Annotated in this window: 20 protein-coding genes; 18 read left to right on the top strand and 2 right to left on the bottom strand. The window is 44.8% G+C overall.

All coding sequences use genetic code 11. From position 1 onward, the window contains the following. The first annotated feature begins 10 nt into the window (after nt 1–10). From G589_RS0107600 to G589_RS0107575, 6 genes are all read left to right on the top strand, one after another. A complete protein-coding gene (locus tag G589_RS0107600) occupies nt 11–274 on the top strand; it encodes an HPr family phosphocarrier protein (protein ID WP_022768085.1) in 264 nt (87 codons plus the stop codon). Between the two features lie 54 nt (nt 275–328). Beyond that, entirely contained in the window at nt 329–1,507 is a 1,179-nt protein-coding gene (locus tag G589_RS19240) for a DUF3048 domain-containing protein (protein ID WP_051192244.1), read from the top strand. 88 nt (nt 1,508–1,595) lie between these two features. Continuing rightward, nucleotides 1,596–2,468: a dTDP-4-dehydrorhamnose reductase gene (gene rfbD / locus G589_RS0107590; RefSeq protein WP_026521689.1), complete on the top strand. Its 873-nt coding sequence runs from the start codon at nt 1,596–1,598 to the stop codon at nt 2,466–2,468. Further along, nucleotides 2,468–2,920 (top strand): divergent PAP2 family protein, encoded by a 453-nt coding sequence (locus tag G589_RS0107585; protein ID WP_026521688.1) that lies wholly within the window; start codon nt 2,468–2,470, stop codon nt 2,918–2,920. Before rfbD ends, G589_RS0107585 begins: the two co-directional genes overlap by 1 nt. A gap of 29 nt (nt 2,921–2,949) precedes the next feature. Then, a complete protein-coding gene (locus G589_RS0107580) occupies nt 2,950–4,764 on the top strand; it encodes an LIC_10190 family membrane protein (protein WP_026521687.1) in 1,815 nt (604 codons plus the stop codon). 141 nt (nt 4,765–4,905) lie between these two features. Then, nucleotides 4,906–5,343 carry a CAP domain-containing protein gene (locus G589_RS0107575; protein WP_026521686.1) on the top strand — a complete coding sequence of 146 codons (438 nt, stop codon included), beginning with the start codon at nt 4,906–4,908 and terminating at the stop codon, nt 5,341–5,343. Between the two features lie 91 nt (nt 5,344–5,434). Here G589_RS0107575 and G589_RS0107570 read toward each other — a convergent pair whose 3' ends face one another. After that, complete coding sequence (locus G589_RS0107570; protein ID WP_334291248.1) at nt 5,435–6,376, bottom strand: GDP-L-fucose synthase family protein; 942 nt, start codon at nt 6,374–6,376, stop codon at nt 5,435–5,437. Between the two features lie 18 nt (nt 6,377–6,394). Continuing rightward, on the bottom strand, nt 6,395–7,486 hold the full coding sequence (gene gmd, locus G589_RS19235) for a GDP-mannose 4,6-dehydratase (protein WP_051192243.1): 1,092 nt from the start codon (nt 7,484–7,486) through the stop codon (nt 6,395–6,397). Nucleotides 7,487–7,623: 137 nt separating this feature from the next. On the opposite strand from gmd, the gene G589_RS0107560 reads away from it, so the two are divergent. The 12 genes from G589_RS0107560 (at nt 7,624) to pseB (ending at nt 20,820) form a co-directional block, all read left to right on the top strand. After that, the gene (locus G589_RS0107560; protein WP_026521684.1) at nt 7,624–8,484 is read left to right on the top strand and encodes an AraC family transcriptional regulator; all 861 of its coding nucleotides are present in this window, start codon (nt 7,624–7,626) and stop codon (nt 8,482–8,484) included. Nucleotides 8,485–8,592: 108 nt separating this feature from the next. Then, nucleotides 8,593–9,531, top strand: a complete 939-nt coding sequence (locus tag G589_RS0107555; protein ID WP_026521683.1) for a glycosyltransferase family 2 protein — start codon at nt 8,593–8,595, stop codon at nt 9,529–9,531. Next, on the top strand, nt 9,531–10,277 hold the full coding sequence (locus tag G589_RS0107550) for a glycosyltransferase family 2 protein (RefSeq protein WP_026521682.1): 747 nt from the start codon (nt 9,531–9,533) through the stop codon (nt 10,275–10,277). Before G589_RS0107555 ends, G589_RS0107550 begins: the two co-directional genes overlap by 1 nt. Before the next feature lie 16 nt (nt 10,278–10,293). Continuing rightward, nucleotides 10,294–11,700 carry an exopolysaccharide biosynthesis polyprenyl glycosylphosphotransferase gene (locus G589_RS0107545; protein ID WP_026521681.1) on the top strand — a complete coding sequence of 469 codons (1,407 nt, stop codon included), beginning with the start codon at nt 10,294–10,296 and terminating at the stop codon, nt 11,698–11,700. A gap of 11 nt (nt 11,701–11,711) precedes the next feature. Next, complete coding sequence (locus G589_RS0107540; protein WP_242826432.1) at nt 11,712–12,536, top strand: glycosyltransferase family 2 protein; 825 nt, start codon at nt 11,712–11,714, stop codon at nt 12,534–12,536. Then, nucleotides 12,533–13,414 carry a glycosyltransferase gene (locus tag G589_RS0107535; protein ID WP_026521679.1) on the top strand — a complete coding sequence of 294 codons (882 nt, stop codon included), beginning with the start codon at nt 12,533–12,535 and terminating at the stop codon, nt 13,412–13,414. Before G589_RS0107540 ends, G589_RS0107535 begins: the two co-directional genes overlap by 4 nt. A gap of 12 nt (nt 13,415–13,426) precedes the next feature. Next, nucleotides 13,427–14,716: a glycosyltransferase family 4 protein gene (locus G589_RS0107530; protein WP_026521678.1), complete on the top strand. Its 1,290-nt coding sequence runs from the start codon at nt 13,427–13,429 to the stop codon at nt 14,714–14,716. A 6-nt stretch (nt 14,717–14,722) separates the two neighbouring features. Then, complete coding sequence (locus G589_RS0107525) at nt 14,723–15,913, top strand: glycosyltransferase family 4 protein (RefSeq protein WP_026521677.1); 1,191 nt, start codon at nt 14,723–14,725, stop codon at nt 15,911–15,913. 8 nt (nt 15,914–15,921) lie between these two features. Then, complete coding sequence (locus tag G589_RS0107520) at nt 15,922–17,139, top strand: hypothetical protein (protein ID WP_026521676.1); 1,218 nt, start codon at nt 15,922–15,924, stop codon at nt 17,137–17,139. Continuing rightward, nucleotides 17,132–18,139, top strand: a complete 1,008-nt coding sequence (locus G589_RS0107515; protein WP_026521675.1) for a glycosyltransferase family 2 protein — start codon at nt 17,132–17,134, stop codon at nt 18,137–18,139. The genes G589_RS0107520 and G589_RS0107515 overlap by 8 nt, the downstream gene beginning before the upstream one ends. 2 nt (nt 18,140–18,141) lie before the next feature. After that, on the top strand, nt 18,142–19,713 hold the full coding sequence (locus tag G589_RS0107510) for a hypothetical protein (RefSeq protein ID WP_026521674.1): 1,572 nt from the start codon (nt 18,142–18,144) through the stop codon (nt 19,711–19,713). A gap of 96 nt (nt 19,714–19,809) precedes the next feature. Next, complete coding sequence (pseB, locus tag G589_RS0107505; protein ID WP_330366663.1) at nt 19,810–20,820, top strand: UDP-N-acetylglucosamine 4,6-dehydratase (inverting); 1,011 nt, start codon at nt 19,810–19,812, stop codon at nt 20,818–20,820. Nucleotides 20,821–20,911: the final 91 nt, after the last annotated feature.

Below are 20,911 nucleotides of genomic sequence, written 5' to 3'. Positions count from 1 at the left end.
GAAACGTTTAATGGTAACGAAAAAAGTTGTCATTACCAATCCTACAGGATTACATCTTCGTCCGGCCGGCAATCTTTGCAAAGTGGCGATGAACTATAAATCACACATTACTTTTAATTATGGTGATAACACGGCCAATGCAAAGAGCGTACTGAGTGTCTTGGGAGCTTGCATAAAATGCGGCGATGAACTGGAGTTCAAGTGCGAGGGCCCCGATGAAGAAGAGGCCATGCAGGCGCTGATTGAGGCTATAGAAACAGGACTTGGCGAGTGAACTATCTTGTGTTAAAATCACATGAGTTAAAATTTTAAAGAGGGAGTTTTGGAAATGAAAAAGTTAAAAGCTGCATTAGTTGCAGGACTTGCTGTAACAATGCTTTTTGGTTGCGGAAAATCCAGCGATGAAGCTGTTGTGGGACTCAGCATCGAGAAACTTGAAGATGTACAGGAAGTAACTCCGGCAGCAACAGAGGCAACCTCTGAGGAGGAAGAAGTTATCGATGAGGATGCTCCTCCTGCAGAAGGAATGGTAAGAAGCTACTTCACAAACCAGTGGGTTGATGAAGAGGTAAATAATACAAGACCTATCGCAGTTATGTATCCTATCAACAAGGAAGCTCAGCCACAGTACGGACTTAGCAATGTTGCAGTTTTCTATGAGATCATGGAAGAGGGCAGCATGAGCCGTCAGATGGGTATCGTTGAGGACTGGCAGAATCTTGAGCGTATCGGTAATATTCGTAGTATCCGTGATTACTTCGTATATGCAGCTCTTGAGTATGATCCGGTTATCGTTCACTACGGCGGACCTGAGCTCTATGTTAAGACAATCCTTACACGTTCAGATGTAGATAACTTAAACGGTGTCGGCGGTGTTATGGGTTCTGATTACGGCGCATTCTTCAGAGTACCTGAGGGAAGTACTTCAGAGCATACTGCTTACACAGATGGCTCTCACGTATCAAGTGCTATCAGCAAGGCCGGTTTCTCACTTGAGCACAGAGATTCATTCAATGGTGAGCCACACTTTAAGTTTACAGGATATACAAATCCCAACACACTTGAGGATTACTCAGATGCAGTAGAGGCAACTGAGATCGATATGGCAGGATGCTTCCCTGTTACCAAGTCAACCCTTACTTATGATGAAGAGAAGGGCGTATATCTTAAGACTCTTTACGGCTCAGCTCAGAAGGATGCTCTTACAGGCGAGCAGCTTTCATTTGCAAATATCGTGATCCAGAGAACATATCACGAGACACGTGATGACAACGGATACCTTGCTTATCAGATGCACGATACAACCAACGACGGTTACTTTATCACCAAGGGCAAGATGATCCACGTTACCTGGGAAAAGACAGACGACTACACACCTACCAGATACTTTGATGACAACGGTAATGAGGTTACCTTCAACACCGGCAGAACAATGATCTTTGTTGTTCAGCTTAAGGGTAAGTCATTCTCTAAGTTCAAGGTTAACGGTGTGGAGTACGCAGATTGATATCTGCATACGTATTGTAAATAATAGGCGGACGGCAGAGATGTCGTCCGCTAAGTGTTTCGTCAGATAAAACTGAAAGGTGCCTAAAATGGAGAAAATTATTGTAACCGGATGCAACGGACAGCTTGGAAGAGCAATTAACTTGGAACTTCCAAAGGATAAGTACGAGCTTATCAATACAGACGTATTTCAGGGAGAAGGGATCATTCCGCTTGATATCACTAATGTTGACGCGGTAGTTGACCTTGCCAGAAAGACTAAGGCAAGTGCCATCATTAACTGCGCAGCTTATACAGCAGTTGATAAGCAGGAGAGTGATATTGATCTTTCTTACAAGATCAATGCGATCGGCCCCAGAAACCTTGCAATAGCTGCAACCGAGGTAGGAGCTAAGCTTGTCCATGTCTCAACCGACTATGTCTTTGAAGGAAATGGTACAAGACCTTATACAGAATTTGATAAGACAGGACCTGTCAGTGTATATGGAAAGACAAAGCTTGCCGGCGAAGAGATGGTAAAACAGTTCGCCAAGGATTTCTTTATCATAAGAACCGCATGGCTTTACGGAGATGGCAAGAATTTCGTTAAGACAATGCTGAACCTTTCAGAGAAGTATGACGAAGTAAGCGTAGTTAAAGATCAGCTCGGTACACCAACCAGTACAAAAGAGCTGGCAAAGGCAATCCATTACCTTCTCGGAACCGAGAACTACGGAGTATTCCACGGTACCTGCGAGGGTGATACCAACTGGGCAGACTTTACAGAGGAAATATTCAGGATCGCCGGAAAGTCCACAAGGGTTAACCATGTGACAACAAAAGAGTACACTGAGAAGAACCCTCAGGCTGCTCCAAGACCCGCATACAGCATACTTGAGAACTATATGTTCAAGCTTACATCTGACTTTATGTTCGCTGACTGGCACGACGCAATAGAAGTGTACCTTAAGGAGATGCTTTAATGAGTTTTATTAACGGTGTACTTAGTAACCAAATACTGATAGCTGCATTTTGTGGCTGGCTGGTAGCTCAGGTTTTGAAGACCATCATATACGTTGCTGTAAATAAAAACTTTAATCCCGAAAGACTTCTGGGAGATGGAGGAATGCCAAGTTCACACTCAGCCACTGTAATGGCAATGGTGACAGCCACAGCTTTCAACTTTGGATCTGAGACCTTCCAATTTGCAGTTACAGCAATACTTGCTCTTATCGTAATGCACGATGCTATGGGTGTAAGGCGTGAGACCGGTAAGCAGGCCAAGGTCATCAACAACATGATGGACTGGTTTGTGCAGAACAGCGATATTTCACCTGAGGAAAAGCTCAAGGAATTCGTTGGACATTCACCAACTCAGGTTTTTTTCGGCGCACTTCTTGGAATCATTGTAGGGGTCGTCGTTTGCAGTCTTTAATCACTTTCCTATCGGGGGCATAAATAACTATGCTGACAGTGCTTGTTATCTGGCTATATGTCATCGCTACAACATATCTTATCGGATACGGCTTTCTGATGTCTTTGGTTAATATGCCGGGTATGCTTCCCGGCAAAAAGAAACACGAAAGAGAAAGCAGAAGATACGACTTTAAGTTCAGAGAGAGCTACATCATTACCGGAATTGTTCTGGTGACGGTTTATGCTCAGATAGTCAGCTTGTTTACAAAGGTTTCTTTAGGCGCCAATCTGGTTTTGCTTGCACTGAGTGTGCTCATTGCTGTTTACTATAGGCAGGAGCTTGGTGAAGAGCTTTTAAGTATGCTTGGCAAGTTGAAGGCCGGCGCAAACTTCTATGTATATCTTGCAGTTTTTCTGATCATGGCCTATGGGGCGTCACACGGGTATATGCACTATGACTCGGATCTTTATCACGCTCAGGCAATCCGTTGGATAGAAGAATATGGAATTGTAAGAGGGCTTGGCAATCTCCATGTGAGACTTGCTTATAACAGCTCTGCTTTTGCGTTGTCTGCTCTTTACAGTTTCAGGTTTTTGGGCGGACAGTCATATCATGTGATGTCAGGATTTTTTGCGCTTCTCCTGGCATGGCAGTGTGTTGATATCAAGAACTTCATCAGAAGAGGTCATCCTGTGATCTCAGACTTTGCGCGCCTTGCAGCAATTTACTATCTCTTTACCATCTATGATGAGATGATGGCTCCGGCTTCTGATTATTTCCTTTCCTGCCTTGTTTTCTACATAATCATCCACTGGCTGGATATGAATGTAAGGCATGAGAGATCTTATCTGCCATATATTTTACTGGCTCTTTTGGGAGTATTTGCCATTACCATCAAACTTTCCGCAGCGCCGATGCTTCTTTTGACAATAGTTCCGATCTATAAGCTTTTCCACAACAGGACAAAAGAGAAGATGAGGGCCTTCTGGGTTTCGGTGGCACTGGCTTTTGTAATAGTGCTTCCGTTCCTTATCAGGAATATCATCCTGTCGGGATGGCTGCTATATCCTGTAACCTTCCTTGACTTCTTTGGCTTTTACTGGGAGATTCCAAAGGGAGTCGCAGCCTATGATGCTCTTGAGATCAGGACCTTTGGAAGGGGCTATAACGATGTTGCAACCTATGGAAGTGCACCGATGTCAGAGTGGATACCCAACTGGTTTGCAAGTATCACGGGACTGAATAAGATAATGCTGATCCTTGCGCTGCTTTCAATCGTAATCTATGTTATTTACCTCGTGTATTTTGTGCTTGCATTTGCGGGAGAGAAATCAGAAAAGATAAAGGGCTTTAATAACTCCAAGGTCTTTGAGATCAGCCATAGAAGCATGCTGAGCATGGCAGACTTTCTCACGATCGGAGGAACTCTTATTGGCTGTTTTGCCTTCTGGTTTCTGAGTGCTCCGCTTATAAGATATGGAATTGTCTATGTATGGCTCCTGCCGGCAGTGATCCTTGGAAGGACATTCATTCTTGCCTACAACAGGCTCTTTGAGGATGAGGTAAAAGACACTGTGGTCAAGGCATTTGTTATCGTATTTTTGGCCTGGTTTATTTATAAGTGTGCCATTGTCGCACTGGAAGATAACAGGCACTTTAATCCTGAGTATCTGCTTAAGCAGCAGGATTATGGCAGCTATGAAGTTAACACCTTTAAAATGGGGGATGAGACCTTCTATTATCCCGTTTCGGGAGACCAGGTCGGCTATGATCCATTCCCGTCTGCAACCCATGATATTACGGGGGAAGTGGAATTTATCGGGGGAGAAATTAAAGATGGATTTAAGGCTATAGGCCAATAATAAAAATACTATAAATTATTTGGCAATTTATTAAGATGAACTAAACTTTCTGACAAAAGACTGTACTTCTCTGATTTTTGCGACGAAATAATGTATCATGAATTAATGAAAAGCGTACAAGTTGCGCTTGGAGGATACATTATGAGAAGAGCGATTTTTTCAGTGATCCTGGTCTTTATGCTTGGAATATTATTTCAACCTGTCACAGCAAAAGCTGCCAGGGAGGATGATATTGTGGCGCTGATGAACAACGCAAGGGCCCAGCAGGGGCTTACGGAAGTAAGCATTGATCAGACACTTACGAATGTCGCTAAGACACGAGCAGCAGAGTGCTCCAAGAAGTTTTCTCATATCAGGCCTAACGGAAAGGCATGGTATACCGTATCGGCAGCAACCAACGCAGAAAATCTTGCACATGCAGTAAATGATGCGCAGCAGTCTCCTGAAAATGTAGTTCTGGCATGGCTCCTTAGTCCCACGCACAAGGCCAATGTGATGAGAAAGAGCTGCACCGGTGTAGGGATAGCATATTACAAGGGTGCCAACGGGGAAACCTATATTGTCTGCGAATTTAACTGATTCTAAATACCTTAGGTAGGGGTGTTTCGAATATATAAAAAGGCTCGTTACTTTGAAAGTGGCGGGCCTTTTTACTGTTTAAATTATTCTGTTATCTCTCTGCTCTCATAGGATTGTTAAGGAAATCCTCGTAAGCAAGCTTTATTCCGTCGTCGAGCTCTGTGGTGTAAGTCCAGCCAAGAGCCTTTGCCTTGGAGACGTCAAGAAGCTTTCTTGGTGTTCCGTTGGGCTTTGTGGGATCCCAGCGAATCTCTCCGGTATAGCCGACAATCTTTGCTACCTTCTCGGTAAGTTCCTTGATCGTAAGCTCTTTTCCTGTACCTGCGTTAACTGTCTCGTTGCCACTGTAGTTATTCATAAGGAATACGCAGAGGTTGGCAAGGTCGTCAACATAAAGGAATTCTCTTAAAGGACTTCCGTCACCCCAGCAGGTTACGTATGGAAGGTTCTGCTCCTTGGCCTCGTGGAAACGGCGGATAAGAGCGGGAAGTACGTGTGAATGTGTCGGGTGATAGTTATCGTTTGGTCCGTAGAGGTTTGTGGGCATTACTGAGATGTAGTCGGTTCCGTACTGCTTGTTGAGGTACTCGCAGTATTTAAGACCGGAAATCTTAGCAAGTGCATAGGCCTCGTTGGTCTTCTCCAGTTCGGAAGTAAGGAGGCAGTTCTCCTTCATTGGCTGTGGTGCCATTCTGGGATAGATGCAGGATGAACCGAGGAATTCGAGCTTCTTGCATCCGTTCTTCCAGGCTGCATTTATAACGTTCATCTCAAGGATCATGTTCTCATACATGAAATCTGCAAGAGCCTGTGAATTTCCCATGATTCCGCCGACCTTGGCAGCTGCAAGGAATACATATTCAGGTCTCTGCTCAGCAAAAAAGTTTTCAACCTGATCCTGTCTTGTGAGGTCAAGCTCTTTATGGGTTCTTGTGATTATGTTGTTATAACCCTGTTTTTCAAGTTCTCTTACGATTGCAGAACCAACCATTCCTCTGTGGCCTGCAACATAGATCTTTGCATTTTTTTCCATCATAATTTTGTACCTCTATTACTTATCAATACCTTTCTCAAGGAACTCAGCCAGGTTGAATTCAACGTGCTCGTTAGCTCTCTCTACAGCAACCTTGGCCATGTCGTGCTCAACCATGATACGTACAAGATCCTCAAAGGATGTGGACTGTGGATTCCAGTGGAGTTTCTCTTTTGCCTTGCTTGGATCGCCCCAGAGGTTAACAACGTCTGTAGGTCTGTAGAAGTCAGGTGATACTTCAACCAGAACCTTGCCTGTTGCCTTATCGTAGCCCTTCTCGTCTGCACCTTCTCCTCTGAACTCAAGCTCGATGCCTGCATAGTGGAAAGCAAGCTGAGCAAACTCACGAACTGAGTGCTGTACGCCGGTTGCGATAACGAAGTCCTCAGGCTTGTCGTTCTGAAGGATCAGCCACATGCACTCAACATAGTCTTTTGCATAACCCCAGTCACGAAGGCTGGAGAGGTTTCCAAGGTAAAGCTTATCCTGCTTGCCCTGAGCAATTCTTGAGGCTGCGAGGGTGATCTTACGTGTAACGAAGGTCTCTCCGCGGCGCTCGGACTCGTGGTTAAAGAGGATTCCTGAGCAGCAGAACATGTTGTAAGCTTCTCTGTACTCTTTTACAATCCAGAATCCGTAGAGCTTGGCTACAGCGTAAGGGCTGTAAGGGTGGAAAGGTGTCTTTTCATTCTGAGGAACTTCCTCTACCTTACCGTAGAGCTCAGAAGTTGATGCCTGGTAGATTCTGCAGGTCTCGGTAAGTCCGCAGAGACGAACTGCCTCAAGAACACGAAGAACACCTGTTGCGTCAACATCAGCTGTAAACTCAGGTGAATCAAAAGATACCTGAACGTGTGACTGAGCTGCGAGATTGTATATTTCATCCGGGCGAACCTTTGATACAACGCCGAGGATACTCATGGAATCTCCCATATCACCGTAGTGAAGGTGGAAGTTGGGTTTTCCTTCAAGGTGAGCGATCCTCTCTCTGTAGTCGACAGAAGATCTTCTGATGATTCCGTGAACGTCATAGCCCTTCTCAAGAAGGAACTCTGCAAGGTAAGAACCGTCCTGACCGGTGATACCGGTTATCAAAGCTTTCTTTGCCATATAATAATCCTTTCTTAACAAAAAAACATTTAGATTTGCACTTTTCCTTATCATTATATTTATATGTTATCACTTTTTAAATTCACTTTCTTGACTTTGATTTGCATTATCTTGCTGCCGATTTTATAATGAGAATCATGAAGAATCAATTATTTCAAGGTGAATACGTATCCTCGGACAGGCTTTTGTACACCCCCTCTGAATTTGCCAAGAATAACCTTATGTATTTGCAGGAAATTGGCAGGCTGACAGCCCAGAAGCCTCACACCAGCAAGAGGCAGAATCTGTCCTCTTTTCTTTTTATATATGTTAAGAGTGGCAGCGGGTATATTGATTATGAGGGAAAAGAGTACGCGGTTTCAGGCGGGGATTGTGTCTTTATCAACTGTCAGAATCTCTATTCCCACAGGACTTCCGATGATCTGTGGTCTATTGAGTGGATCCACTTTAACGGTGAGAATCTCCTGCCCATATATCTTAAGTATGTAGAAAGAGGTGGTCAGCCGGTGTTTAGGCCTGATGACCCCTCAAGGTTCATACATCTTTGGGATGAGCTTAACTTAGTATCAAGGTCTTCAGACTACATCAGGGACATCAAGATCAACGAATACTTATCGGGGCTTGTGACATTCCTTATGACCTTCAGCTGGAATCCCGAGATAACCCAGCAGAGCGGAAGCAGTAAGACAGTTAATGCCCTTAAGGAATATCTGGACACTCACTATCAGGAAAAGATAACACTTGATATGCTTGCGGATAACTTCCTGATGAGTAAGTACACCCTCTCAAGGAGTTTCAAGGAACAGGTGGGAACCTCCATCATTAACTACCTGCTCGTTGTCCGTATCACCCACGCCAAGCAGATGCTGCGCTTTACTGACAAGACCGTGGAGGAGATCGGTGCCGGCTGCGGAATAACGCCGCTCTACTACTTCTCCCGCATGTTCAAGCAGATCGAAGGCGTAAGCCCCCTTGAGTACCGTATGAGCTGGAAGTAAGTCTGCCCCTATGGCAACATTGAAAGAAAGGCGCAATAAGTGTAGAATAGGGATTAGGATTGCGATACTGTGCGCACCTGACAAAATCAGATCAGAAAGTGTAACGCTATGAAACTGCTTAGTGCTATTGTTCCATGCTTTAACGAACAGGAGAATATTTTTGATTTCTACGATGAGTTTATGAAAAACGAGGCTTTCTTCAAGTCTCAGGACGTTGATTTTGAACTCATCTTTGTTGATGACGGCTCTAAGGATGAGACGGTTGCCAGAGTAAGAGAACTCAATGCAAAAGATTCAAGGGTTCATCTGGTAAGCTTTTCAAGAAACTTTGGAAAAGAGTCTGCCATGTACGCCGGTTTAAATACATCAAAGGGCGATTATGTGGTCATCATGGATTGCGACCTTCAGGATCCGCCGGCTCTTCTTCCGGATATGCTAAGGGCTATAACCGAAGAGGGGTATGATTCTGTTGCAACCAGAAGGGTGAACAGAAAGGGAGAACCTCCCATCAGGTCCTTTTTTGCAAGGAAGTTCTATAAGATAATCAATAAGATGTCCAACACCGAGATCGTCGACGGAGCCAGAGATTACAGGCTTATGACCAGGGATTTCGTAAATGCCATACTTTCAATGGAAGAATATAACAGATTCTCCAAGGGAATATTTGGCTGGGTCGGCTTTAAGAATAAGTGGCTTGAGTTTGAAAATGTTGAGAGAAAGAAGGGAGAGACCAAGTGGTCCTTCTGGAAACTCTTTGCTTATGCTCTTGACGGTATCATGGCATTTTCAACAGCGCCTCTTGCCCTGGCCTCATTTTTAGGTGTCTTTTTCTGCATAGTTGCCTTCCTTTTCATTATCGTGATCATGGTAAGACAGCTAACAGTTGGAGATCCCAATAATACCGTGGGATGGGCTTCCATGGTATGCATAATTTTGTTTATAAGTGGCATTCAGCTCTTTAGCGTGGGAATCGTTGGACAATACCTGTCCAAGACCTACCTGGAAGTCAAGAAACGTCCCTTATATATAGTTAAAGAGGAGCTGTGATGGTCAGCATTGTCGTTCCGGTCTATAACGCAGCAAACTACATAGAGAAGACCATGGATATGGTCTGTGGCCAGACCTATAAGGACTGGGAGCTTATTCTGGTGGATGATGCATCCAGAGATAACAGCGCTGAGATCATCGAGAATTACATCAAAAAGCAGGGTAAAAGAATCCGCCTTATCAGAAAGAAGGTCAATCAGGGGGCGGCTGAAGCCAGAAACACCGGTATTGATGCTTCTTCCGGAAGATTTATCGCCTTTCTTGATGCAGATGATGTATGGATGCCAGATAAGATTGAGAAGCAGGTAGCATACATGGAGAAAACCGGCGCAGCTTTCTGCTTCCACGCCTATGAGTTTGGCGATGAGAAAGCTAACCCTACAGGTAAGATTGTTCATGTGCCGCCGGTTCTTAAGTACAAACAGGCACTTTCAAGGACAATAATCTTCACCACCACGGTGATGTTTGATACCGAGAAGATTGATATGGAGATAATCCATATGCCCAATGTCCCCAGTGAAGATACCGCCACCTGGTGGAGGATCTTAAAGAGTGGGTACGAGGCATACGGTCTTGATGAGAATCTGGCTATTTACAGAAGACCGGCAAAGTCGTTGTCTTCTAATAAGCTGGAGGCCATAAGAAGGATATGGTTCCTGTACAGAAATATCGCAGGCCTTTCTGTGGTCGGGTCATTATTTTATTTTGGAGGATGGGCAGTAAGAGCGACCCTTCGAAGGGTCTAACTGCCGCGGGAAGAGTATGAAACAAAGAGAATCAAAAAAGAGAATCCTTGTTTTGATGTTGGGATTTATTGGACTGTGTATGCAGACAGCTGTATATGCATGGTTCTGGTTTAATGTATACTATCCCGAGGTTTCAAGACCTCGTGTAAGTGTGGACGGATATGCGCTTGGTAACGGACTTAAGCTCTATTTCCGTGGACACCTTCTTATTCTTGCCATCTATTTCATTCTGCTGCTGTTTTTCTCAAACACTTACGGCGGACTGAAGATTGGCTACTTAAGACCCATGGACGTGTTCTTCTCACAGATATTTGCACTGTTCATGGTCAATTTCATTTCCTATTTCCAGATTTCACTTTTGAACAACTGGCTGGTTCAGGTTCCACCGATCTTTGTGATCTTCCTTTTCCAGCTTTTGATCGCGTTTGTGTGGGCATACATAACAAATGCAATTTATATGCATATATTCCCGCCCAGAGAGCTGCTTCTTGTCAGCGGAGAATATCCTGTCGATGATATCGTAACCAAGTTCAACACCAGAAAAGATAAGTACCACATCGCCAAGAAGATCAATATCTCCGAAGGAATCGATGCGGTATATAAAGAGTGCCTTGGCAAATATGACGGTGTTGTTATCTGGGATGTACCAAGTCAGTTCAGGAATGGCCTCGTTAAGTATTGCTATGGCAGAAATATCAGAATATATGTAATGCCCAAGATAACGGATGTTCTTTTAAAGGGATCATCCCAGCTTCATCTCTTTGATACACCGGTGCTTCTCCTTAGAGAGTACTCCATTAAGATTGAGCAGAGAGCTATCAAGAGGCTTTTTGACATATTGATATCTCTCGTTCTTATAATCCTTTCATCTCCCATCATGCTTGTAACAGCTATTGTTATTAAGTGCTATGATAAAGGACCGGTTCTCTACAAGCAGATCCGTTGCACCAAGGGCATGAAGGAATTTAAGATCATGAAGTTCAGGAGCATGAGAGTCGACGCTGAGAAAGACGGTGTTGCAAGACTTGCTGCCAAGAACGATTCAAGAATAACACCGGTTGGAAAATTCATCCGCTCCTGCAGGATTGATGAGCTTCCACAGCTCTTTAACATCCTGATGGGAGACATGTCCTTTATAGGACCAAGACCTGAGCGTCCCGAGATCATCAAGCAGTACCTTGAGGAAATGCCTGAGTTTGCATTCAGAATGAAGGTTAAGGCCGGACTTGCCGGATATGCACAGGTTTACGGCAAATATAACACCACACCTTATGACAAATTAAAGCTTGACCTTACATATATCGAAAACTACTCGATCTGGCTGGATATTAAGCTGATGCTTCTCACCGTCAAGATCCTCTTTACTCCCGACAGTACAGAGGGCGTTGAGGAGAATCAGACTACAGCACAGAAGAACTCATGATGGAGTCAGGTATGTCCAACGAGAGACTGCAAATCTTAATATCTGCCGTTAACAAGGATCCTGAAGAGCTTATCGGGAACATGAACCTGGACTGCGATGCTGTCATAGTCAACCAGCTTATCGGTGAGGACCATGACGCTGATAAGTCGGGCGAAAGGCAGGATTACATACAGGAATTTAAGGATTACAAAGCCAGGGTCATCTGCAGGGCCGAAAAGGGCGTTGGCCTTTCAAGAAATACAGCCCTTCAAAATGCTGACCACGAGCTGATACAGTTCGGTGATGACGACATTGTCTATGACGATGGGTATGTTCAGAAGGTGATCGCAGAGTTTGATAAGCATCCGGAGGCTGACATCTTATTATTTAACGTCAAGGCTCAGGAGGGCAGGGAAACTTACTGGAACACGGATTTTGCCAGGGTTAATTGGCGTAACTATGGCAGATATCCGGCTTATGCAATATGTGCAAGAAGGCAGAAACTTATTGACACAGGCGTCAGGTATTCGCTTTTGTTTGGAGGCGGAGCGCCATATATGAACGGAGAGGATTCTCTCTTTTTACATGACGCTCTGAAGGCCGGACTTGCAATTTACAGGACTCCTGTAGCTATAGGTAAAGAGCGCAAGGGCGAATCCACCTGGTTTAAGGGCTACAAGGATGAGAAATTCTTCTTCGACAGAGGAGTACTCTACCATTTCCTTTACGGGAAGATGGCTATGATACTTGGATTTAGATTTCTTTTTAAAAACAAAAATGAAATGTGCAAAGAATTGGGACTAATGCACTGCTATAAGCTACTTTGCAGCGGAGTCAGGCATGGGAGAAAGCTATGAAGAAGCCATTTTTTACAATAATTGTCGTTTCATATAACGCGGGGGACAAGCTCCTTAGGACTGTTGAGAGTGTTAACAGGCAGACCTTTACGGACTACAGGATACTTGTAAAAGACGGAATGTCTACCGACGGATCACTTGAGAAGCTGAAGGCAGCATATCCTGTCAGCAAGGCAGGGGATGAGAATCCCGGCAAGATCACACTGATGGAGAGCTGTGACAACGGCATCTATCACGCCATGAATATAGCCTGCTCCTCCCTGGATGGGGAGCTTAAGGTGGGAGAGAGCCCATCTTACGTGTTCTTCTTAAACTGCGGAGACCTGTTCAGAAATGAGAATGTGCTCAGGGATGTGCACAGGCATATCGTAGAGAGGAATCTCAGAGAAGGCACCACACTTCCTGTAATATACTACGGAGATATCTTTGATTGCTCCGCAGGAAGTAAGGTAGCTTCAAATCCCAAGATGGATGACTACGCCTGCTATAGAAATGTGCCATCACACCAGGCCTGCTTTTACGATGAGCGCCTTATCTGCAGAAATCCCTTTGACCTTAAGTACAAGGTAAGAGCTGACTATGAACAGTTCCTTAGGTGCTTCTACAGAGAGAAGGCAGAGACGGTGTATATGCCGGTCATAATCACTGACTATGAGGGCGGAGGCTATTCTGCCCAGAACCTTAAGATATCAGAGAAGGAGCGCAAGGAGATAATTGCGATGTACCTTCCTGCGTCCAAGATAAAGAAGTATGACCTTTTGAGGATACTTACGCTGTCTTCACTCCGCACTCTGATAGCTTCAAACAAAGTAACTTCAGGTCCTTACAATGCTGTAAAGAACCTCATTTATGCACTGAGGGGCAAAAAGGGAAAATAAGGGGTAATAGATTTGAGAGTACTCTGGCTTTGTAACATCATGCTTCCTGCCTACGCCATAGCCCATGATCTGCCTTATTCGGTAAGAGAGGGGTGGCTTACAGGCTGTCTTAACAGAATAAAGGAACAGAAAAAGGACGACGAAAAGATCACTCTGGCCGTATGTTTTCCCGCTGAAGGCAGTATTGCCTCATCCAGCGAGGAAATAGACGGCATTACTTATTATGGTTTCAGGGAGGACTTAAATCATCCCGAGATCTACGACGGAACAGTTGAGAACAGGTTCCATGTTATATTGGATGATTTTAAGCCTGATGTGGTCCACATCTTTGGTACTGAGTTTCCGCATACTCTGGCAATGATAAGAGCTTTCGGAAATCCAAACAGAGTTCTTCTGGGCATTCAGGGTGTCTGCAGTGTTATCGCAAGGGAGTATATGGCTGACATCCCGGAAGAAGTTCAGAGAACCGTAACTTTAAGGGACAGACTTAAGGATGACTCCATCATGCATCAGCAGGAAAAGTATAAGATCCGCGGGGAGCATGAGAGAGAAGCCATCATGCTTGCCGGCAATATCACCGGAAGAACTTCATTTGACAAGAGCGAGATAGAAAAGATCAATCCCGAGGCCAGATATTATCACATGAACGAGACCATGAGACCATGTTTTTACATGGGCAAGTGGAGTGAAAAGAAGGCAGAGCCCCACACTATTTTTCTCTCTCAGGGAGATTATCCGCTTAAGGGCTTCCATTTTGTATTAAACGCAATGCCCAAGATCTTAGAGAAGTATCCGGACGCTCATCTCTATGTGGCCGGTAACAATATCATCGGCAAGGGCGAGAGCAAATACCCGTACTTCATGAGAGCCAGTGCCTACGGCAAGTATATAAAGAGCCTGATTTCCAGAGGACACCTTAAAAAGAAAGTCACCATGGTTGGAATGCTGACTGACCAGGAGATGAAGGAGCGTTTTCTTAAGTGTAGCGTCTTCGTCTGCCCTTCGGTTATTGAAAACTCACCCAATTCTCTTGGAGAGGCCATGCTCCTTGGCGTGCCGATAGCAGCTTCGAGAATCGGCGGAATCCCCGACATGGTATCCGAGAATAAGGACGGCGTTCTCTTTGAAAAGGGCAATGTTGATGATATAGCAAGAGCAATCCTTCAGATATGGGACGAGCCTGTTATTGCGGCAGTTTACGGAGATAATGCAGCTGCCCATGCAAGGATCACTCACAACGCTGATACCAACTTTAAAAGACTCATTGAGATCTACAAAGACATCGACGACAGACAAGGGTAAGACGAATTGAGGATAACATTTGTTTCCAACTACATAAATCACCACCAGCTGCCTTTCTGCAAGGCCATGAGCGAAATGGGCGATGATGTGGAGTTTTTCTTTATCCAGACCATACCTATGGAGGAGAAGCGCCTCAATATGGGCTGGGGATTCGATGACAAAGCCCTTTCCTTCGTGGTGCGCTACTACGAGGAAGAGGAGCGGGCAAAAGACCTTATCCTTAATTCTGACGTTGTTCTCTTTGGCTGGACTGAGGACCGCATCTGGGATGTGGAGCAGGAAAGACTCTCCTCCGGTAAGCTCTCTTTCCGTGTCAGTGAGAGAATTTACAGAGAAGGACAGTGGAAATTCATAAGCCCGCGCGGTCTTATGAAAAAGTACAATGAGCACTTTAAGTTCAGGAACAAACCGGTCTATCTCCTCTGCACCGGAGCTTATGTGGCGTCAGACTTTAACCTGATAAGGAGCTTCCCCGGCAAGATGCTGAAATGGGGATATTTCCCTGATGCAGCAGGTAGTGAGGCAGTAGCCCAAAGAGGCGGAGATAAAAAACGCCTTTGCTGGGCCGGAAGGCTTATTGACCTAAAACACCCTGAGTTTGCAGTTAAGGTCGCAGCTGCGCTACAGGCTGCGGGCTTTGATTTTACCATGGATATCGTGGGCGATGGTCCCCTTAAGGAGAGACTCACAGATATGGTAAAAGAGCTTGGCCTTGAAGCATCAGTTAATCTCACCGGCGGTAAAACTCCTGAGGAGGTTCTCGCCTATATGAGAGGTGCGGATATATTTCTTTTCACAAGTAATTATCTCGAGGGCTGGGGAGCTGTTGTGAACGAAGCCATGCAGAGCGGATGCGCTGTTGTAGCATCAAGGGAAGCCGGCAGTGTTCCGTTCCTCATTGAAGACGGCAAGAACGGTCTTAGTTACAAAGATGGCAGTTATGAGGACTTTGAGCACAAGGTAAGATTCCTTCTTGACCATCCGGATGTAATAAAGCCCATGGGCACAGCTGCCATGGAAACAATAAATAACAAGTGGAATGCAAAGAATGCAGCAAAAGAGCTTATCAGATTCTGCAGAGAACTTAAGAGTGGAAAGACTCCGGTTGCTACAGATAATGGTCCTATGAGCCCTGCAATGGTCATTGCACCTCCCGGATTTTCCAGGACTCTCAAGGAGAAAAACCACTTGGAGTGAGTACCTAAATGAACATTTTAGATGATGTTTTGGACAGCGAAATAAAACTAAAGGACATCAGGTTAAGAATGGTTGATCTGTTCTTCCTGGTGTTTATGTTAGGCCTTGGAATAGCCATAAGGCTTCCTTTGTATGACTTTGAGTCGGGGGATTACTATCACTTTCTCTCCCACTGGATGGAGGAGTGTCACAGGGCCGGAGGAATCGGGTATCTTGGAATAACGCCCTTTGTGAGCGATGCGAGCACCATCAACTATGGCTGCATGTACCAGTATGTGATCGTTCTGCTTCACTATATCGCCGGGAAAGACATACATCTGATAAAGACGGTATCGGTTATTTTTGATGTTATCTGTGCCATGACTATCTTCAGGATTGCCTACCACGTTACAGAGGGCAATGTACAGAAGTCGGTTATGGCTTTTGGAGGAGTAATGATCCTCCCAACTGTGGTTTTGAACAGCGCAGCCTGGGCACAGTGTGATTCCATCTACACAGCTTTTGTGCTCTTATCCCTTCTTCATGCACTTAAGGGTAATAATAACAGGGTGTTCATCTATCTTGCGCTGGGATACTCCTTTAAACAACAGGCGATATTTATCGTTCCGCTCCTGATAATAATGTGGTTTAAAGACAAAATTAAAGCACGATATATTTTCTGGATTCCGGTGGTTCTTTTTGTCACCATGATACCTGCAATTATCGCCGGAAGAAGTTTTGCCGAGCTTATATCCATCTATGGGAAGCAGGTTTCCACTTATAGTTCTCTAACCATGAACTACCCAAGTATATTCATGGTGGTGAATCCCAGGCTAAATCTTGAGACGAGAAAGCTCATAATAGCTTCAGCTACAGTGGCAGCCATAGCCATACTGGGTTTTGTCGCTTATTACGTCAGAAACAGGAAGTTTGGTGTAAACGGACTTTTTATAATAACACTTGCAATATTTACGATAGAGACAGCTCTTTTCACTCTTCCGGTCATGCACGAGAGGTATGGATATCTTCCGGAAGTAATCGCTGTCGCATACGCAGTTACAAGCTATAAGAGACTGATCGCTCTTGTCATGATGCAGTTTGTGTCCATTGTGACTTATTCCAAGTTCCTGTTTGGGACTACAGTGGAGAACATGTGGCTCATGGCACTTATGAATCTGGTCATAATAATGCTTGTTGGATATGACCTATACAAACAGATGAAAGCACGGGAGGTGGCAGATGCCTGATTTTAGCAAAAGCATATCGGTTATCATACCTGCCTATAACATAGAGGATCTCCTGGAGAAATGCGTGGATTCGGTAGCTGCGCAGGACTATCCAAAGGACCTTCTTCAGATAATCGTGGTGGATGACGGTTCCACTGATGGAACGCCTAAAAAGGCCGATGAACTTGCTGATAAATACAGCAACGTTCAGGTTATCCATAAGAAAAACGGCGGATCCAGCAGCGCAAGAAACGTCGGAATAGATGCTGCGACAGGGGACTACCTTGGTTTTGTTGACAGCGATGACTATATTTCCGGAATCATGTACAGCTCCATGATGGAAGCTGCAATGCGTACCGGAGCTGACATGATACAGATCGCCAGAGACGAGATATCCGAAAGCGGTGATAAGCTCCCGGATGTCCTCGAGAGATTTGATAAGGAAAAAGAGATAACACCTGCTGAACATCTGAGGACCCTTCTTATGCACACAGGAGATGCGTCTTTTTGCACCAAGCTCACAAAAAGAGAGCTCTTTACTGAGGATATGAGATTTCCCGAAGGGGAGCTCAACGAGGACTTTTACCTGATGATCCATATGCTTCAGAAGGTAAATAAGCTCGTCCTTCTTCCGGAGGCTACCTACCATGTCTTTTACAGGACAGGTTCCAACTCAAGGAAAAAGGCTCAGGATAAGGACTATTTCCCACCGGTATTTACGGATATCGTAAGAAACGCCGATGTGGCCCTTGATCTTGTCAAAAAGAGCAGCCCGGAGCTTGTGCCTGTGGCCTACAGGTTCGGCTTTGTGCAAAGGCTCGACTATCTGCTCCATATCCCGATTTCTAAGATGACGGCAGATAATTCTTTTTACAAAAAGGTTGTGTCGGATCTAAGATCCGGCTTTGGAAGGATGCTCACCAATAAGTATCTTACCGCTAAGCAGAAGGTATATTTGACGCTTCTGACCGTGACTCCTAAGGGAGTAAGGACTCTTCATGCTCGGATTCGGGGACTTTGATAATGAAAAAATATATATTTGGCTTTATCTTGATCATCTCGCTGGCTCTGAGCATTTTCTACGGAACTCAGAAGGCGGGATATCACGAGGATGAATACTATACCTACTACTCAAGTAACAGAAGCATAGGACTGTTTCAGCCGGACAGGGAGTGGCAGGAGAGGCAATCTGTGCTGGATGAGTTTGCTGTTAAGCCGGGAGAGGGCTTTAACTACGGAATGGTCAAGCTGGTTCAGTCCTGGGATGTGCATCCGCCCTTTTATTATTTCCTGTTCCACACGCTCTGCAGTTTTGTTCCGGGACAATTCACCAAGTGGACGGGGCTTATAACAAACCTGCTGGCCTTTGTGGTGGCATTTGTGCTTCTTTGCCTGCTTATGAAAAGGCTTAAGGTTCCGCTTCCTGTAGAGGTGGCGGTGTTGTTGTTCTGGGGGCTCAATCCTCAGACCGTATCCTGCAATATGCTCATCAGAATGTATGCCTGGCTCGGAGCAGCGCTGATCGCCTGTGCGCTGTTTCATATAAAGCTCATACAGGACTTTGACAACAACAGCCTGGAGATCAAGGACTTTGTGCTTAAGAGCCTTCTTCCGATAATGATCACCTCCTACATCGGCTTTTTGATCCAGTACTTCTACATCTTTTTCTTTGTGGGAATCGGATTTCTTACTACCGTCTGGATTGTCTTTTTCAGAAAAGACATAAAGATGGGCCTTACATATGTTGCCGGCTGTGCTGTAAGTCTCGCACTTGCGGTCCTTACATATCCGTCAGCTCCCAGGCATATGTTTGGAGGATATCGCGGAGGAGATGCTTCGGGAAGCCTCTTTGACCTTGCTAATACCTGGATGAGGCTATCTTTCTTTACGGGGCTGTTTAATGACTTCGTGTTTGCCGGAGGCCTGCTTATAATTGTACTTATCATTTTTATGGGCCTGCTCCTTAAGATAACTTCGAAAAAGAGGGTAAAGAAGGAAGGAAAGACGACTCCAAGGCCTGAGATCATAATACTTACGCTTGCATCGCTGGGGTATTTCCTTTTGACATCAAAGACTGCTCTTCTTGTAGGAAGTGCATCAAACAGATATGAGATGCCGATCTATTCGCTTCTGATATTGCTGATCTTTATGGATGTTTATTACGTTCTGAGTGATATGGGCAACAAAGCACTCATCTATGCAATGGGAGCAATTCTGATAGCTCTTTTACTAAAGGGACATTTAAGCGATAAGAGCGTTTTGTTCCTCTATCCTGAGGATACAGAAAAGATTGCTTACGCTGCGGAGAACTCTGATGAAGTTGCGGTGGTCATGTTCAATCCAAAGACCCCTCAGAATGTATGGAGGCTTACGGATGAGCTTTTAGAGTATCCAAAGGTCTTTTACATGGATGAGGAGAACCTTGCTAAGATCACAGACCCGGCAGTTACCGGTGCGGATAAGATCATTCTCTATGCAGCTGATGACGAGCTTCAGAAAGAAGCTTTCGAGAATCTGTTTGACAGCTGCAAGAAGCTCAGCACCATGAGCAGTGTATTTACTGAAGATATGTGGACTACCTATGAAGTTAAGTGATGGGAACAGCTCTTTTGACCTTTGCGTCTCATTAGTATATGATATAGAGTGACTATGAATGTCATGAGATAAAAACAATATTTATGGAGAGTTAAAATGGAAAGATCAATTATTGATAATAAGACGATCCTGGTTACAGGTGGAACAGGTTCTTTCGGACACTGCTTTACTCAGTATGTTCTTGAGCATTACAATCCCAAGAAGCTCATAATCTATTCAAGGGACGAGTTCAAGCAGTTCACTATGTCTAATGAGAAAATATACAAGGATAACGCTGACAAGATGCGTTTCTTTATCGGCGATGTAAGAGATGAGGCAAGACTTGAGAGAGCTTGCGAGAATGTTGATTACATCGTTCATGCTGCTGCGCTCAAACAGGTTCCTGCCTGTGAGTATAACCCTGATGAAGCCATCAAGACCAACATAAACGGCGCTCAGAACGTAATAAATGCAGCACTTAAGACAGGTGTTAAGAGAGTTGTAGCTCTTTCTACAGATAAGGCTGTTGATCCTGTAAACCTCTACGGTGCAACCAAGATGGTTTCAGACAAGCTCTTTATCGCAGCTAATGCATACGCAGGTTCCAAGGACATCAACTTCTCAATCGTCCGTTACGGAAATGTTGCCGGAAGTCGTGGCTCCATCATTCCTTTCTTCAAGAGCCTTATTGAGAAAGGGGAAAAAGAGCTTCCTATCACCGATTATCGTATGACAAGATTCTGGATCAGCCTTCCCGAAGGCGTTGAGCTGGTTCTTAAGGCTCTTGCAGAGGCTAAGGGCGGAGAGACCTTCATAAGCAAGATCCCTTCATTCAACATCAAGGACCTGGCTGAGGCTATGTGCCCCGGCATCGGAACCAAGGAAGTTGGCATAAGACCCGGTGAGAAGCTTGATGAAGTTATGGTTACCAAGGAAGATGCTCCTAATACTTATGAGTATGATAAGCACTTCATCGTATATCCTCAGGTTTCCTTCTCTCACGAGATCGTTCCTGCTCCCGGCGGAAAGAGAGTTCCCGACGGATTCTACTACAGCTCAGGTAACAACACTGAGTGGATGAGTGTAGAGGATATCAGAAACAGACTCAGTGAAGCAGTAGATCACTGATAAATACAGAAATTCAGACTAATCGGAAGCACCTGGTCTTTAAGTGGCCGATGCTTCCTTTGTTGTTTGAGAGGCAAGTTTACGGGGAGAA

The sequence above is a fragment of the Butyrivibrio sp. VCB2001 genome (genome assembly GCF_000423965.1).
GTDB lineage: Bacteria > Bacillota > Clostridia > Lachnospirales > Lachnospiraceae > Butyrivibrio.
The sequence above is the reverse complement of the archived record's forward strand: the minus strand, read 5'-3'. Positions and strand labels throughout refer to the sequence as shown.

Excerpts from the sequence above, each read along its gene's own strand:
- G589_RS0107580 (WP_026521687.1), top strand. The coding sequence starts at position 2,950 with ATGCTGACAGTGCTTGTTATCTGGCTATATGTCATCGCTACAACATAT.
- G589_RS0107545 (WP_026521681.1), top strand. The coding sequence starts at position 10,294 with ATGAAACAAAGAGAATCAAAAAAGAGAATCCTTGTTTTGATGTTGGGA.
- pseB (WP_330366663.1), top strand. The coding sequence starts at position 19,810 with ATGGAAAGATCAATTATTGATAATAAGACGATCCTGGTTACAGGTGGA.
- G589_RS0107510 (WP_026521674.1), top strand. The coding sequence starts at position 18,142 with ATGAAAAAATATATATTTGGCTTTATCTTGATCATCTCGCTGGCTCTG.
- G589_RS0107560 (WP_026521684.1), top strand. The coding sequence starts at position 7,624 with ATGAAGAATCAATTATTTCAAGGTGAATACGTATCCTCGGACAGGCTT.
- G589_RS0107600 (WP_022768085.1), top strand. The coding sequence starts at position 11 with ATGGTAACGAAAAAAGTTGTCATTACCAATCCTACAGGATTACATCTT.
- G589_RS0107555 (WP_026521683.1), top strand. The coding sequence starts at position 8,593 with ATGAAACTGCTTAGTGCTATTGTTCCATGCTTTAACGAACAGGAGAAT.
- G589_RS0107550 (WP_026521682.1), top strand. The coding sequence starts at position 9,531 with ATGGTCAGCATTGTCGTTCCGGTCTATAACGCAGCAAACTACATAGAG.
- G589_RS0107570 (WP_334291248.1), bottom strand. The coding sequence starts at position 6,376 with ATGGAAAAAAATGCAAAGATCTATGTTGCAGGCCACAGAGGAATGGTT.
- G589_RS0107575 (WP_026521686.1), top strand. The coding sequence starts at position 4,906 with ATGAGAAGAGCGATTTTTTCAGTGATCCTGGTCTTTATGCTTGGAATA.
- gmd (WP_051192243.1), bottom strand. The coding sequence starts at position 7,486 with ATGGCAAAGAAAGCTTTGATAACCGGTATCACCGGTCAGGACGGTTCT.
- G589_RS0107520 (WP_026521676.1), top strand. The coding sequence starts at position 15,922 with ATGAACATTTTAGATGATGTTTTGGACAGCGAAATAAAACTAAAGGAC.
- G589_RS0107585 (WP_026521688.1), top strand. The coding sequence starts at position 2,468 with ATGAGTTTTATTAACGGTGTACTTAGTAACCAAATACTGATAGCTGCA.
- rfbD (WP_026521689.1), top strand. The coding sequence starts at position 1,596 with ATGGAGAAAATTATTGTAACCGGATGCAACGGACAGCTTGGAAGAGCA.
- G589_RS0107515 (WP_026521675.1), top strand. The coding sequence starts at position 17,132 with ATGCCTGATTTTAGCAAAAGCATATCGGTTATCATACCTGCCTATAAC.
- G589_RS0107540 (WP_242826432.1), top strand. The coding sequence starts at position 11,712 with ATGTCCAACGAGAGACTGCAAATCTTAATATCTGCCGTTAACAAGGAT.
- G589_RS0107535 (WP_026521679.1), top strand. The coding sequence starts at position 12,533 with ATGAAGAAGCCATTTTTTACAATAATTGTCGTTTCATATAACGCGGGG.
- G589_RS19240 (WP_051192244.1), top strand. The coding sequence starts at position 329 with ATGAAAAAGTTAAAAGCTGCATTAGTTGCAGGACTTGCTGTAACAATG.